The sequence below is a fragment of the Streptomyces sp. NPDC025651 genome, from assembly GCF_055558735.1.
Window position 1 is genome coordinate 79,709 of record NZ_JBVHLZ010000003.1, and the last position, 14,490, is coordinate 94,198.

Below are 14,490 nucleotides of genomic sequence, written 5' to 3' on the forward strand. Positions count from 1 at the left end.
TACGGTGGTTCAGTCCCGCGGGGCCAGCCGCTCGATCTCCCGCGCGACGTACCGGGCGTGCGGCTTCACCTGCGGCAGGAGGTCGTCCCAGCCCTCCTCCTCGTCACCGAGGTAGACGGCACGGGCGCGTTCGAGCACCGGCCGGTGCTCGGCGGGCAGCCGTTCCAGGGCCCAACCGGCCGCTCCCGCCTTGGACTTGATCTCCCCCGTCGCCAGAGTCGTCCAGATCCGGGCGAGGGTCAGCAGGACGTTACGGGTGTCGGTGTCGAGTTCGGCGAGCAGCTCGGGGACGCCGGCGACCATCGCGCGGGTGACGTCCCCGGGCGGGACCGGGTCGAGGATCTCGTCCGGGGCCGGTCCCACCAGGGCGGCGCGCCCCCGCAGCACCATCGTCACCAGGAGCGCGAGGTCGGGGCTCGGTTCGGGCTCGGGTGTCTCGCCGCGCAGGTACGCATCGCGCAGCCACTCGCCGTACTGGAATTCACAGCGGGGCGGGTACGTCCACGGACGGACGTCGTCCTGGACGGCGACGGTCAGCTCGACGGGGCGCAGGGGCTCGCCCGGCGCCCCGCTGCCCGAGATCTCGAGCAGACCGTCGGTCAGGGCCTGCCGCTGCCCGGCGGTGGTGCGCCGCCGGGCGACGACGAGGACGTCGATGTCGCTGTGCGGACGCAGACCGCCGAGGACGGCCGAGCCGTGCAGGTAGACGCCCACGATGTCGTCCGCTCCGAGCACGTCGCCGACCAGGTGGACCACGTCGTCGGTCTGCGTCACTGTCACTCCGTCCGTAGCTCCCGCCCGCATGGTAGACAGTCGCCACGCACGCGGGTGCCAGTGGGTCAGAACGGCTTGGTGGGAAGGTACTTGCCGTCCAGGGTGATCACCGCGCGCTCGCCGCCCTCGGGGTCGGCGACCTTCTTCACGTCGAGCTTGAAGTTGATGGCGCTGATGATGCCGTCACCGAACTGCTCGTGGACCAGGGCCTTCAGGGTGGTGCCGTAGACCTGGAGCATCTCGTGGAAGCGGTAGATCGTCGGGTCGGTGGGGATGCCGCCGGGGATCGAACCGCGGGTCGGGATCGTCTGCAGCAGCGTCACGGCGTCGTCGTCCAGGCCGAGCAGCTCGGTGACGGCCTTGGCCGCGGGCTCCGGCAGGGCGTGCTGGCCGAGGACGGCAGCGGTGACGAAGGCGACCGAGAAACCGGTGACGTCGGCGATCTGCTGCCAGGACAGGTCCTTGCGGACCTTGGCCTCGACGGCGCGGACGGCGAGGTCCTGGCGGGCGGTGGCGTCGAACTGGGCGTGGATCATGAGAGGGGTGTCCTTTCGGGAGGGGTTCGGGCAGAGGTGTCCTGCCGCGGGGGTGGTTCGGGCGGCGCGGTGGTTCAGGCCGCGGGCAGGTGGTTCAGGCCGCGGTCGCGGCGACGGCACTGGTGGCCGTGAGGTCCTCGACGGCGCCCGTGGCGATGTCGTAGACCCAGCCGTGCAGCGCGAGCGCGCCGCGGGACAGCGCCCGGGCCACCGGGGGGTGCGTGGCCAGGTGGGCGAGCTGGGCCAGGACGTTGTCCCGCACCAGGGCGGCCACCCGCTCGCCGCCGTCCGCCGAGTCGGGCGTACGGGCCACCGCGGCGTCCGCGTGGCGCAGCCAGTCGGCGACGGCGGGCGCGCCGGTCAGGTCCTGGCGCTCGGCGAGGGCGGTCATCGCCCCGCAGGCCGAGTGGCCGCACACCACGATGTCGGTGACGCCGAGGACGGCCACCGCGTACTCGACGCTCGCGGCGACTCCGTCCGCGTACGGCGCGTGGGCCGGGACGAGATTGCCCGCGGTGCGGATGACGAACAGCTCGCCAGGCTCGCGCTGGGTGATCAGCTCGGGTACGACGCGAGCGTCGGAGCAGCCGATGAACAGCGTGTCCGGCGTGTGGCGGGTGGCAAGGCGCTCGAACAGCTCCGCCTTGGCCGGGAAGACGTCCCGCTGGAAGCATCGCACTCCCGCGGCGAGGTCTCGCATGGTCACTCCCTTCGATAGGGGCCGGCCCTGTCGGGCCGGTGGGGGTCCACCCTGTCGGGCTGACGAGATCCACCATGTATGACCTGCGTCTATAGCGTCCAAGACGCACTATCCATGACTTCTATCGATAGCATCTATAGGTGCGTCTATAGTGGCGTGCATGGCCCCTGAACTGCGTCATCTGCGGTATCTGCTCGCCGTCGCCGAGCACGGCAACTTCACGCGGGCGGCCGAGGAACTCCACATTTCCCAGCCGACGCTGTCCCAGCAGATCCGTCAGCTGGAGCGCGCCGTCGGAGTCCCGCTCCTGGACCGCGGCGGCCGCACGGTGCGCCTCACCGACGCCGGCGCCGCCTATCTCCCACACGCGCGCCGCGCCCTGCGGGACCTGGCCGCGGCCGAGCGCGCCGTGCACGACGTGACCGACCTGTCGCGCGGCACGCTCCGCCTGGCCGTCACGCCGACGTTCACCACCTATCTCGTCGGGCCGCTCACCGCCCTGCTGCACGAGCGCCATCCCGGGATCGCCCTGCGCCTGCGCGAGTTGCCGCAGGACCGCATCGAGCCCGACCTCCTCGCCGACGAGCTCGACCTCGGCATCGCCTTCCACGGTCCGCATCTGCCGGGCCTGTCGGCCACGGACCTGTTCACCGAGTCGCTCAGCCTCGTGGTGGGCGACCTCCACCCGCACGCGGGCCGGACGGCCCCTCTCCCCCTCGACGAGCTCACCGCCGCACAACTGGCGCTGCTCAGCGGCGACTTCGCCACGCGCGTGCACATCGACGCGCACTTCACCCGCCACGAGGTGCGGCCGGACGTCGCCGTGGAGGCCACGTCGATCCACGCGCTCACCGAGATCGTCCGGCACACTCCGCTGGCCACGGTCCTGCCCGACGCCCTGACCCGCGACCGCCCCGGCCTGCACACCGTCCCGCTCGAACCCGCCCCGTCCGCGCGGACGGTCACGCTGCTGCGCCGCGAGAGCGGCTACCAGAGCGCCGCGGCGCGCGCCTTCACGGAGCTGGCCCACGAGTGGTCACGGGAACAACTTCTCTCCCACGAACATCAGTTGAAGGGTTGACGGCGTTCTGACAATCAGTAAGGTCTAGGCCAATGAGTCGACCGAGGCGCCCGGTTGTCTCTTCCCCCTCATCCCCCCACCCAGAGGGAGCAGAGATGCATTCGAAGCGGAAACTGGCCGCCGTCATCGGCGCGGGCTGCGCGCCCTTGCTGGTCCTGGCCTCGGTCACCCCGGCCGGCGCCCACGGCTACGTCAACTCGCCCCCGAGCCGCCAGGCCCAGTGCGCGGCCGGAACCGTGTCGTGCGGCGAGATCACCCATGAGCCGCAGAGCGTCGAGGGCCCCAAGGGCCAGACGACCTGCAGCGGCGGCAACGCCCGGTTCAAGGAACTCGACGACGACAGCAAGGGCTGGCAGGCCACCGACGTCGGCTCCTCCCAGGAGTTCAGCTGGAAGCTGACGGCACGTCACAGCACGAGCACCTGGCAGTACTTCGTCGGCGGCAACAAGATCGCCGAGGTCGACGACGGCGGCGCCCAGCCGGGCGAGACGGTCACCCACACCGTCGACTTCGGCGGACTCACCGGCAAGCAGAAGGTCCTCGCGGTGTGGAACATCGCGGACACCGCCAACGCCTTCTACGCCTGCATCGACGTGAACATCAAGGGCTGACGTCGCCACCGGCGACACTTCACCGGCGACACTTCGGCGGTACGCGCCGGGGCGGATGCCGTGCCTGCCCCGCCGGACCGACTCCTGGTCCGGCGGGGCAGGCTTTCCCCCACAGGCCGCCGGGTCCGCGTGCCCGTCACTCGTCCCCGGCGTCCTCCCCGTCGCTCTCCCCGTCGTCGAGCAGCACCGTCGAGGCCAGTTCGCTCAGTGCCGCGCGGCTCGGGCGGCCCGTCTTCAGGATGAGGCTGGCCACGTGCTTCTCGACCGTGCGCGGTGAGATGTAGAGGCGGTCGGCGATGTCCCGGTTGGCGGGGCGGGGCGCCATGAGGCGGAAGACCTCGTACTCGCGGACCGTGACGCCGAGTTGGCGCAGCGGGCGCGGCACCGCGTCCGCGCCCCTGCGGCGCTGCCGCACCGCCACGCCGTTCCTCCGCAGCAACCCCCGGCAGGCCCCCGCCACCACGGGCAGTTCGGCCCGGTGGAAGTACTCCTCCGCCTGGTGCAACCACGCCGTCGGCTCCCCCCAGTGATCGCGCAGGGCCGCCTCCGCGACGAGGCGCAGGCCCAGGTGGTGGGCGAGCGGGAACGGCGCCGCCGCGTGGCGGGCCGCCCGCACGACCGCCTCCGCCTCGTCACGGCGCCCCGCCCTGCCGAGGTGGACGGCCCGGGCGAGGAGCGCGAAGTGCCGGTTCCATCGGAGGCGAGCCAACGGGCCGTCCGGGTCGGGGAGTTCGGGCTCCACGGGTTGTTCGGACCCCACGCGTTGTTCTGGCCTCACGCGCTGTTCGGGCTCCATGGACTGCTCGGGCCCTACGGACTGTCCGAGCCCCACGGACTGCTCGCCCCTCACGGACTGCTCGCCCCTCACGGGCTGCTCGGGCCTTACAGACTGTCCGAGCCCCACGGACTGCTCGGCCCCCACAGGCAGTTGGGGCCCCACGGACCCCTCAGCCCCCACGAACCGCTCAGGTCGCACGGACCGCCCGGGCTCTACAGACTGTCCGAGCCCTACGGACTGCTCAGGCCCCACGGACTGCTCAGGCCCCACGGGCCGCCCAGCCTCCACAGACTCCTCAGGCCCTACAGACCGCCCAGGCCCCACAGGCTGCCCGGCCCCCACAGACTTTCCGATCCCCACAGACTCCTCAAACCCCACAGACTGCCCAGGCCCCACAGGCTGCCCGGCCCCCATGGGCTGCCCGTCCCCCGCGAACCGCCCGGGCCCCACCGGCAGTTCGGGCCGCTCCGGCCGCAAGGGCCGCTCCCGCCGCTCCTGCTGTTCCCGCGCCGCGGCAGCCGTGGCGCGTGCGTCTTCCTCCCGGGCCGACGCTCCCTTCGTGGGCCTCACCCGCCCGGCTCCCCGTGACTCCCCGGTCCCGCCCCCGGCGCTCAACGCGTCCAGCAGATGCCGCAGTCCGTGCCTGCCGTCCAACGGGTGACCCGCGCCGCGCGGTGCCGTGCGGGCCAACTCCTCCTGGGCCCGGGGCCGGTCCTCCTCCAGGAGCGCGCAGAACGACCTGGCCAGCCCGGCGGTGAGCGTCGCCACCGGGGAGCGGTCGCCGTCCCTGCGGTGGAACTCCGCGACGGCCTGGTCCATCCTGGCCCGCTTCCCGCGGTGCGCCGCCAACACGGCCTCCGCGGCGAGGAGTTGCCGGGCGCGGTCCTCGTCACGCCCTCCGCCGGGCCGCGTCCAGCAGGTGTCGATGAGCTGGGCCGCCGTCTCGAACCGGCCGCTGAGCACCAACCACAGCGCGAGGTCCGCCTCCGCCGACGCCCCGATGTCCCCCGCGCCGAGCCGCACCGCCTCGCGCCGCGCGTGTTCGAGGCGCGCGACGTCCCCTTCGGTGAGCCAGTCGTCCCCGCCCAGCCTGAACAGCGAGCGCAGCCGCCAGAACGGCAGCCCGTGCCGCTCCGCGACATTGCGGACCCGGTCGAAGCAGACCGTCGACTCCCGCACGTCGCGCGACCTGGCGAGGACGCCGAGCACGTCCCAGGCCTGGCAGGCCGCCTCCCAGGCCCCGGTGCGCTCGGCCGCCGCGGCGGCCCGCCGGGCGCGGGCCTCCGCACGCGCCGACACCTCGCCCGTCTGCCGGGCGAGCACGACCTCGGCCGCGTCGAGGACCGCGTACGCGTCCGGGTCGGCACTCAACAGGCGCCGCGCCTCGCTCAGTTGGGCCCGCCCCGCCTCCTCGCGCCCGCAGGCCGCGGCGGCCCGCGCAAGGCGCAGGTGCAGCCCGGCCGCCCGCTCCGCGCCGACCGTCGCGGGACACACCCCGTCCACCGCCCCGCGCAGCCGCCAGGCGCGCTCGCTCTCGCCCGCCTCGGTCAGCGCGTTCAGGAGCAGGTCGAGGACGTGCGCGTACGGAACGGCCTGCCGCGGGTCGGCGGGGCCGACGCCCGCCGGGTCCTCCCCGGCCAGAAGGGCCCGGGCCCGGTCGAGGGCGTCGGCCGCCGCCGTCGCCGCGCCCTGCGCGAGGGCGCGGGACCCGGCCCGTGCGTACAGCCCGGCGGCTGTGGTCCGCTCCCCCGTGGCGGACCACAGCCGCGCGGCCATGAGGCACCACTCGGCCGGGAGTTGAGGGTGCAGGTCCTCCACCGCGCCCGCGCACTGCCGGGCCGTGCGAGCCTGCTGTTTCGGGGTCAGCGTGCGCAACAGGGCGCGGGCCGTCAACGGGTGGCGGAACGCGAACCAGTCCGGTCCGGGCTCGTCGGCGCCGATGAGCCCGCCGGCCAGCGCGGCGTGCAGCAGGCCCAGCGCCTCGTCGTCGGGCATGCCGGTGGCCGCCTGGATCACCGGAGCGGGGAAGCGGGTGCCCATGACCGCCGCCGCGCACAGCAGCTCGCGCCCCCGCGCGCCCAGCCGGTCGACGCGCCGCCCGATGCTGGTGACCAGCGCGTCGGGGACCTCTGTCGTGCCGGGGTGGTCGGACAGGCACCGGCCCTCGGTGTCGTACGCGAGGGCTCCCTCGTCGATCAGTTGGGCCAGCAACTCCTCGACGAGCCAGGGGTTTCCGTCGCTCTGCGCCAGGATGTGCCCGGTCAGCGGCTCCGGCAGATCCTCCGGGCGGGCCGACAGGCGGTGCGCGATCAGCCGGCGCACGTCCGAGCGGCCGAGCCGGTCGAGCGTGACGAGGCGCGCGCCGCCCCGGCGCGTGATCGCGCGGGCCAGCTCCAGGGCGGGGCACGGCTCGCCGCGCAAGGTCACCACGAGGGCGACCGGTTCCCGCACGACGTGGTCGACGAGGAACTCGACGATCGCCGGGGTGAGGTGGTCCGCGTCGTGCAGGTCCTCGAGGACGAGGAGACAGCCCGGGCCGCGGCCGGCCGCCGCGACCGCGCGCAGCACGGCTTCCCCGAGCACGACGAGCGAGCCCGCCCCCGGCGCCCGGCTCCCCGCCCCGGCCCCGGGCCCCTCGGTCAGCCCCGCGAGTGCCGCGCCGCACAGACGCGCCGCTTCCGGGTCGAGCCGGCTGTCGCGGGAGAGTTCCACGAGGGCCTCGGTCAGCGGCCGGTACGCGGCACGCCGCCCGAACGTGCCGGCACGCCCCCGCAGGACACGCATCCCGCGGGCCGACGCACGCTCGGCGACCTCCGCGGCCAGCCTCGACTTGCCCACCCCTTCCTCTCCCGTCAGGAAGACCGCTCCCCCCTCACCTGCCCGTGCGGCAGTCAACACCCGGTCCAGAAGACCGAGTTCACCATCCCGTCCGACGACGATCGAGGTGCCGACCGATGTCCTGTCCTGTCCGTCCATGAGCGTCCCGTCCCCCGTGCTCCCTGCCAGTACGACCCACGTCCGAGCCGCATCCGCGCCCGGACGCCATTGAGTGGATACGGACCCCGAGGGCCGCGCGTTCAGCCGGGCACGAAATTTCCCCCCGGAATTCCGCCGACGGCCGGCACCGGAGCTCAGCGGTCCGTACCAACCGGTGAATGCGGGGGCGCCGCCCCCATGCCGGGGGCCACTGTGGCCTCGAACCATGGGGGCGCGCGGTCGGCAGACGGAGCCACCGCGCCTTGCCCTCCCGCCGGCCTCGCCGGGCGAGGGGGCAGCTCCTGGTACAGAAAAGGAACTCTTGTCATGAAGCTCATCGCTCCACGCCGTCCGGGCACCCTCCGGATCGCCTTGTCCGCCGCCTACGTCCTCCCGACGGCTCCGTGAGAGGCACAGGCGTCATGAGCACACATCTGTGGCTGACCGGACCCCGCGCCGCCGGCGCGACGACATATGCGACGGAGCCCGATGTCCGGGTCGACTGTCACCGCCGGCTCCGGGGCCCGTACACGGGAGCGGGGAGCCTGCTGCGCTCCCTGGCACCTCGTATACACGCGATCCGGCCGGAGTTGCTGGACCGGCACAAGGTGGAGGTCCTCGCGCTGGCACCCGAACTGCGCGGCCTCGTCGCCGCTCCACCGGAGACCCTCACCGCGCGAGCCGCACCCGTGGAACGGACCCGGCTGCACCCCCGCACCCGCACGCGCCGCCTCGCGCACGGGGCGGTGGAGCTGCTCCTGTCCTTCGCGAGGCTCGACCGACTGCGCCCGCTGGTCCTGGACTTCGCGCACGTCGACGCGGCCGACCCGACGGACCAGGAGTTCCTCGCGGTGCTGCTGCGCCGCACGGACCCCGGACGCATCACCGTTGCCGTACGTACGACTGGCCCAGAACTGCCCGCTTCAGCCGATGAGTTGGAGGAGTCCCTACGCCGCTACGCCCGGCGGGTCGAATCGGCACCCCCAGAGCCCGGCCCTCCGTCGGCGCCCCCGGAGCCCGACCCTCCGCGGAGCCGGTCCGCCCTCGCGCGGGCCTTCGTCGCGCGCGACGGCGTCACGGACGAACCCGGGGAACAGGCCGCCTACGAGGAGACCGCTCCAAACGTCCGCGCCCGACTGCACGACGCCCGCGCCGCGGAGCTCCAGACCCTGGTGGACAAGGGGGATTTCGGCATCGGGCTCGGGGCTCTGCCTTACCACCTGGAACGCGGCAGCGATCCGGCGGCGGCCGGCCCCGTCCTGCTCGCGGCCGCCGAGCACGCACTGGACCTGGGGGCCTATCACGCGCTGCTCGACGCCGCGCGGCGCGCGCAGGACGCGGCCGGGGACGGCGCGCCGCTCGGCCTGCGCCTTGGTCTGCACACCAAAGTCACCGTCGCCCTGACCCTGTTGGGCGACACCGCGCAGGCCGAGCGGCTACATCTGCGCATGCGCGAGCGGTCCACGGATCCGCTGGTCCAGCTGGTCACCGGCTACTCCCTGGCCATGCTGCTCACCCGCTTCCATCCGCCGGACCGCCTCGACCACCGGGCCGCGAAGGCCCTCCTGAACAACACGATCGCCCTCGCCTCCCTGTGGCCCCAGCCCGAACAGCGGGCGTTCCACACCACGTTCCTGGAGAACGGCCTCGCGCTCGCCGAGACCCACCTGGGGCGCCCCGCCGAGGCGCTGCGCCTGGTCCAGGGCGGCCTGGACCGGCTGCGTCGCGAACTCCCCGTCGACAGCCACCTGTTGCACCGGTCGGTGCTGCTGCACAACCGGGCCAGGGTGTCCGCCGCCCTGGGGCGGCTCGACGACGCGCTGGCCGACTTCGACGCGGTCGTCGCGATGGATCCGCACCACGCCGAGCACCACGTCGACCGGGCCGGCGTCCGGCGGCGCGTCGGCGACGTGCGCGGCGCCCTCGCCGACTACGACCGCGCGATCGATCTGGCCCCGCCCTACTGGGAGGTGTACTTCAACCGGGCCGACGTACGCCTGGAGTTGGGCGACCCCGTGGGCGCGCTCGTCGATCTGCGCCACGCCGCGGATCTCGAACCCGAGCAGCCGGACGTCCGGGCGAGTCTCGCGGGGCTCCTGCTGGAGCAGGGTGAACTGGCGGGCGCGCGGATCCACATCACCGAAGGGCTGCGGCACCATCCCGACGACGTACGCCTGGTGTGCGCGCACGGTCTGCTCGCCCTGCACAGCGGTGACGAGTCGGGGGCCCGCGCGGACTTCGACCGGGCGCTCGCCGCCGATCCCCGGCTCGTGAGCGCCCTGGCGGGCCGCGCCGCCCTCGCGCACGAGGCCGGGGACGACCGGGCCGCCGTCGACGACCTGACGCACGCCATCGCGCTCGACGGCGACGACCCGGACCTGCTCTACAACCGCGGGTACGTGCATCAGCGTGCCGGACGGACGGCCGCGGCGCGCGCCGACTACGCCGCGGCGCTGCGCCTGCCCGGCGCGGACCGGGACGAGCTGAGGTGCCGCCTCGCCGAGTGCGAGGCCGACGCCTCCTGAGGGGCCGCCCGGCCGCCGTGCCGTCGGACGCGGGACGCCGCACGTCTCAGCGGCCGGGCAGCAGGCCCACCTCGCGGGCGTGCAGCACGGTGGCCAGGCGGTCGCCCGTGCCGAGCTTGCGGTACACGTTCTCCAGGTGCTTGTGCGCGGTGCGCGGCGAGATGCCGAGCCTGCGCCCGATGGTGTCCGCGGTCAACGACTGGGCGAGCAGGGTCAGGACGACCGTCTCGCGCGGTGTCAGGCCGTACTCGGCGGCCCGGTCCAGGGTGTCCTCCGGGCCCTCGCCCCAGGACACGGCGGGCAGTCGCCGGGCGTGCGTCATGTGGTCGACGACGGCCGCGAGCAGGGGCTGGATCCGGCCCGCGAACTCCACGTCGCGGTCTCCGTAGGACTCCCCGGACCTGCCCAGCATGATCAGGTGGGTGGCGCCGGCCGGTGCGGGCAGCGGGAGCGCCAGGTGGTGGTCCGCCGCGAACGCCCTCTCGAAGGCGCTCTGCGCGGCCGCGTCCGGCCACGGCCGCCCGCCGCCGAGCTGCCGGTCGGTCAGGGGCGACCGGTCCCCGGTGCGCCGGTAGTGGCGTACGAGAGGGTGCTTGTGGAGCGTCTCGTCCAGCGTGCGCATCCGCGCGTCGACGGCGGCCGTGGGCGGCGGGCACGGCACCGGTGTGTCCGGCTCCGGCCAGCCGCGCGACGCGAAGAGGACCTGCGCGTGGCTGTCGAGCACGTCGCCGAGTTCCTCGCGCACCAGCGGCCACGGCAGCGTCGACTGGCGGCTGTTCAGGACCGCGACGGTGAGGTCGAGCATGCGCTGATAGTCACGCGCCGACATGCAGGACACGGAAAGCCCCCTCTCTCCGCACCATCACCGGATTAGAGGAGTCGGGCCGCGCCTGTCAAGGGCCCGGACCGGCCGCCCGCTACGCACAGGTACGCATACCCCCACAGCCTGCGGGGCGGCAGTCTGACAACGCGGCCGAGGTGAGCCGCGTTCCGTCTCACGGGGGTGAGGGACATGGACGACATCGGCTGCCTGCGCACGCCGGACATCGTGACTCCGGTCGCGCGGCGCCGTCCGGGCCCGTGGCTGCACTTCGGTGTGGCACCGGCCAGGGGCCGTCGTACGGACCTCTACGCCGAACTCCTCGTCACCGCACGTGAGTTGCTGGCCGACGGGCGGGCCGAGGAGTTCTTCTTCGTGCACAAGCAACCGGGGGTGCGGATGCGCTTCCAGGCGGGGGCGTTCCGCGCGGACGTCGACGCCCTCCTGCGGCAGCGGCTCTCGTACTGGCACCAGGAGGGCCTGGTCGCCGACTGGAGCGCGGGGGTGTACGAGCCCGAGGAGTTCCTCTTCGGCGGCCCGGTGTCGATGCGCGGCGTCCACCGGGTCTTCACCGCCGACTCGCTGGCCTGGCTCGGCTTTCACAGTGCCCCGGAGGGCAGCCCCGCCGGGCGGGAGGGTGCGGGAGCCCGCCCGGCGTGGGCCATGTCGCTGCTGATGGTGCGTGCGCTCCTCGACGCGCTGGAGATCGTCGGCTGGGAGGACCTCGACGTCTGGGACCGGCTGCGCCGGCAGACCGGGCGGCGGTTCGCCGCGCACGGGCGGGGAGCGGGCACCCCGGAGCCCTCGGCCGACGTCGCCCGGATCGAGGCCGCGTTGCGCGCGGGCTGGGCCGACCCGGACTCCCTGGCCGAGCGCCTGCCGGACAGCGCGGTGAAGCAGGCCGAGGAGTTCCGCGTGGCCGTCATGGAGGCCGGGGAGCAGTGGCTCCGTACGTACTTCACCGCGGGGAACGCGCTCATCGGGCCGCGTGAGGCGGCCGCGTTCGTCATCGTCTTCCACTGGAACCGGGCCGGCCTTTCGATCCTGCGGCAGACCCTCATCGCGGAGGCCCTGACGGCGCGTCCGGGCGGAGAGCAGCGGTGAGCGGCGGGGGCGCACGCCCGTACCGCGACGCGGTACTGCTGCGGACCGCGGGGCTGCCGATGCGACTGTGGTGTGCGGGCGGCTCTCCGGACCTGTTCCGTCTCGTCTGCGAACTGGAGCGCACCGAGGGCGACTTCGCCCGGATGAGCGCGCGTCTCGCCGACGTCGTCGGCTCCGTCCTGGTCCCCCACCCCGCGCTGACCGTCGCCGAGCGCCGTCTCGCGCTCTCCGCGCGGCGGCGGCTGCACCGCGGCCGTCCGCTCACCGAGGCGGACCATCGGCGGCTCGTCGCCGTGGCCCGGCGCCTGGCGCCCGAGGGCGCGCTGGCGCGGGTCCTCACGGGGGCGCACGCGCAGGCCGGTGTCCTGGAGCGGCTCAGGAACGACGTCGCACGACGCCTGGCCACGGAGAAGCGGCGGCTCGCCCCGGCGGTCCATGCCCTGCTGCAAAGTTCACCGATGGGGCGGCGGGCCCTGCTCGACGGCACGCTGCCGGTGGGCGCCGAGGTCGCCGAACGACTCGCCGCGGGACGTCCCTGGACGGACCGTCAGATGCGCAAGCGCGCGGACTACCTGTGGCGGATGATCGCCCGTGGCGCGGTGAAGGTCACCCCGCGCGGCTGGCTGGGCCATGTGGCCGTGGTGGGCGTGGCGGACGGACCTGCCGGACCGGCGCGTCCGCTCACGCTCACCGCCGACGTGGCCACCGAGTGGACGGAGAACCTCCAGGAGCGGTCGGGGGTACGTGGTTCCGGCGCCGCCTCGGACGACGCCGCCGCCACGGATTCCGCCGCACCCGGCGATGCGGCCGGGCCCGGCGAATCCGTGCTCCTCGACGCCGCCACCCGCGTGTCGTTCAACCCGTTCCTGCGGGTGGCCTCCGGTCACCTGGAGGCCCTCGCGCTGGAGCCCGGCGACGACACGCTCCTCACTCCCGTGCGCATCCGGCGCACCCCTTTGGTGAACCGCCTGCACTCGGCGCTGCGGCGCGGCGCCCTGCCGCTCGGCGAGCTGGAGTCCGCGCTGGTTCCGCCGTCCGCCGACCCGGGGCAACGGGCCGTCCTGCGCCAGTTCCTGCTGCGCCTGGGGGAGATGGGCGTGCTGCAGCTGCGGCCGCCCGCCCGTCAGCGGCGGCGCTCCTGGCACGCGGCGGCGGCCGACCACGCGGACGGCCCGCCGCTCGAACGCGTCGACGGGGGCTATCTGGACGTCTACCGCCGCATGCCGGACGCGCTGCCGGCCGCCGATCTGGCCTGCCTGCGCGCGGCGATCGGGCAGGCCCTGCGCCTGCACGCGCTCATGGACGAGGACGCGGAGACCGGACCGGCCACGGCCCCGGACTTCCTGACCGGCCAGGACCGCCCGGTCCTGAACATCCTGCGCGACCGGCTCGCCGCCACCGGGGACACCCCGGTGAGCGTCCACGTCCCCGCCGCGCAGTGGCCCGAGCCCCGTACCCCCGGATCGGGGTACGCCCGGCTCGTCGAGTGGCTCGACAGCCGCGTCGACGAGGTGCGCGACGGCGCCTCCATCGACATCGGCAAGGACGTCCTCGACCACTTCGGCGCTCCCGAGGCGCGGCCCGCATGGCCGCTGGACTGTGTCGTACGCCCCCTGCCCGGGCCGAGATGGGCGCTCGACGTCACCGTGCCCGCGGGCGTGTACGACGCCCGGTTCGTCGGCGCGCTGGAGCGGCTGCACGGGCGGCTCCCCCAGGTGGAGGCGTACCGCGCGTTCCTCCGGTGGCTCGACCGGGAGAGCGGGGTGCCCTCGGTCGAGCTGCTCTTTCCCGCCCTGTCCCGGTTCGCCGCCAACGCCGTGCGCAGGCCCCTGTACACGGGTGCCTGGACCGGCGACCCCGATCTGCCCGGCTACTGCGAGGGACCGCCGGGCGCGCGGCCGCGCTTCGTGCCGCTGGACGAGCTCACCGCCCGGTGGAACGGCACGCGCGTCGTCGTGAGCGACCGATCCGGGCCGATCCGCCCGCTGTACCACTCGGCGCGCAACGCGCCGCGGCCCTGGGACCAGGTGGCCTCGCTGCTCCTGAGCGGGTCGCCGCAGCACTCCGCCCGGCGCCGCCGGCTGCGGCACTCCCTGGGCGCCCTGCCCAAGCGGGAGTACGTCCCCAGGATCACGGTGGCCGGATCGCTGGTGCTTTCGGCCGCCCAGTGGCGCGTGCCCGTGGCCGCGCTCCCGCCGACCACCGCCGATGAACTCGACCGGGCCCGTCATCTCACGCGGCTGCGCGGGCGGCTCGGCCTGCCCCGCTGGGTGTTCCTGTCGGCGGCGAGCGGCGCGGACTCTCCGCTGCCCTGCGACCTGGAGAGCCTGCAGGCGCTGCCGGTCCTGGAGCGGACCGGCGACCTGGCCTTCGCCGCGGGCGGCACGGCGGTGGCCGAGGAGATGCTGCCCTCCCCCAGCGAGCTGATCGTCGCGGACCTCGCCGACCCGGCAGGGGCGCCGGTGACCGCGGAGCTGCTGGTCCGTCTCCATCGGTCCGTATGACCTGCGGGTCCGCGCGGCCCACCGGTCTCGTGACCGGCCCTTGAACGCTGCCCCGTCACGGCTCCTGTCGTTTCCCGGCGG

General features: G+C 74.3%; 10 protein-coding genes. 5 read left to right on the forward strand and 5 right to left on the reverse strand.

Annotated features, from left to right (window positions below):
* Positions 1–9 precede the first annotated feature (9 nt).
* From ACZ4D5_RS12625 to ACZ4D5_RS12635, 3 genes are all read right to left on the reverse strand, one after another.
* Positions 10–804, reverse strand: coding sequence for an aminoglycoside adenylyltransferase family protein (locus ACZ4D5_RS12625; protein ID WP_467772340.1), 795 nt, complete (start codon positions 802–804; stop codon positions 10–12).
* Between the two features lie 35 nt (positions 805–839).
* Positions 840–1,310, reverse strand: a complete 471-nt coding sequence (cynS, locus tag ACZ4D5_RS12630) for a cyanase (protein WP_467772341.1) — start codon at positions 1,308–1,310, stop codon at positions 840–842.
* A gap of 94 nt (positions 1,311–1,404) precedes the next feature.
* Positions 1,405–2,010, reverse strand: coding sequence for a carbonic anhydrase (locus ACZ4D5_RS12635; RefSeq protein WP_467772342.1), 606 nt, complete (start codon positions 2,008–2,010; stop codon positions 1,405–1,407).
* Positions 2,011–2,170: 160 nt separating this feature from the next.
* Between ACZ4D5_RS12635 and cynR the strand changes: the two genes are divergently transcribed.
* Together cynR and ACZ4D5_RS12645 are read left to right on the forward strand one after the other, a co-directional pair.
* Positions 2,171–3,091: a transcriptional regulator CynR gene (gene cynR / locus ACZ4D5_RS12640; RefSeq protein ID WP_467772343.1), complete on the forward strand. Its 921-nt coding sequence runs from the start codon at positions 2,171–2,173 to the stop codon at positions 3,089–3,091.
* A gap of 95 nt (positions 3,092–3,186) precedes the next feature.
* Positions 3,187–3,702: a lytic polysaccharide monooxygenase auxiliary activity family 9 protein gene (locus tag ACZ4D5_RS12645; protein ID WP_467772344.1), complete on the forward strand. Its 516-nt coding sequence runs from the start codon at positions 3,187–3,189 to the stop codon at positions 3,700–3,702.
* Between the two features lie 136 nt (positions 3,703–3,838).
* Here the strand turns inward: ACZ4D5_RS12645 and ACZ4D5_RS12650 are convergent, their stop codons facing one another.
* Positions 3,839–7,456, reverse strand: a complete 3,618-nt coding sequence (locus ACZ4D5_RS12650) for an AAA family ATPase (RefSeq protein ID WP_467772345.1) — start codon at positions 7,454–7,456, stop codon at positions 3,839–3,841.
* 422 nt (positions 7,457–7,878) lie between these two features.
* Between ACZ4D5_RS12650 and ACZ4D5_RS12655 the strand changes: the two genes are divergently transcribed.
* Positions 7,879–9,981, forward strand: coding sequence for a tetratricopeptide repeat protein (locus ACZ4D5_RS12655; RefSeq protein WP_467772346.1), 2,103 nt, complete (start codon positions 7,879–7,881; stop codon positions 9,979–9,981).
* Between the two features lie 46 nt (positions 9,982–10,027).
* Here ACZ4D5_RS12655 and ACZ4D5_RS12660 read toward each other — a convergent pair whose 3' ends face one another.
* Complete coding sequence (locus tag ACZ4D5_RS12660; RefSeq protein ID WP_467772347.1) at positions 10,028–10,810, reverse strand: helix-turn-helix transcriptional regulator; 783 nt, start codon at positions 10,808–10,810, stop codon at positions 10,028–10,030.
* Between the two features lie 183 nt (positions 10,811–10,993).
* Here ACZ4D5_RS12660 and ACZ4D5_RS12665 point away from each other — a divergent pair, with 183 nt between their 5' ends.
* A complete protein-coding gene (locus ACZ4D5_RS12665; RefSeq protein WP_467772348.1) occupies positions 10,994–11,905 on the forward strand; it encodes a thiopeptide-type bacteriocin biosynthesis protein in 912 nt (303 codons plus the stop codon).
* On the forward strand, positions 11,902–14,409 hold the full coding sequence (locus ACZ4D5_RS12670) for a lantibiotic dehydratase (protein WP_467772349.1): 2,508 nt from the start codon (positions 11,902–11,904) through the stop codon (positions 14,407–14,409). The genes ACZ4D5_RS12665 and ACZ4D5_RS12670 overlap by 4 nt, the downstream gene beginning before the upstream one ends.
* Positions 14,410–14,490 lie beyond the last annotated feature (81 nt).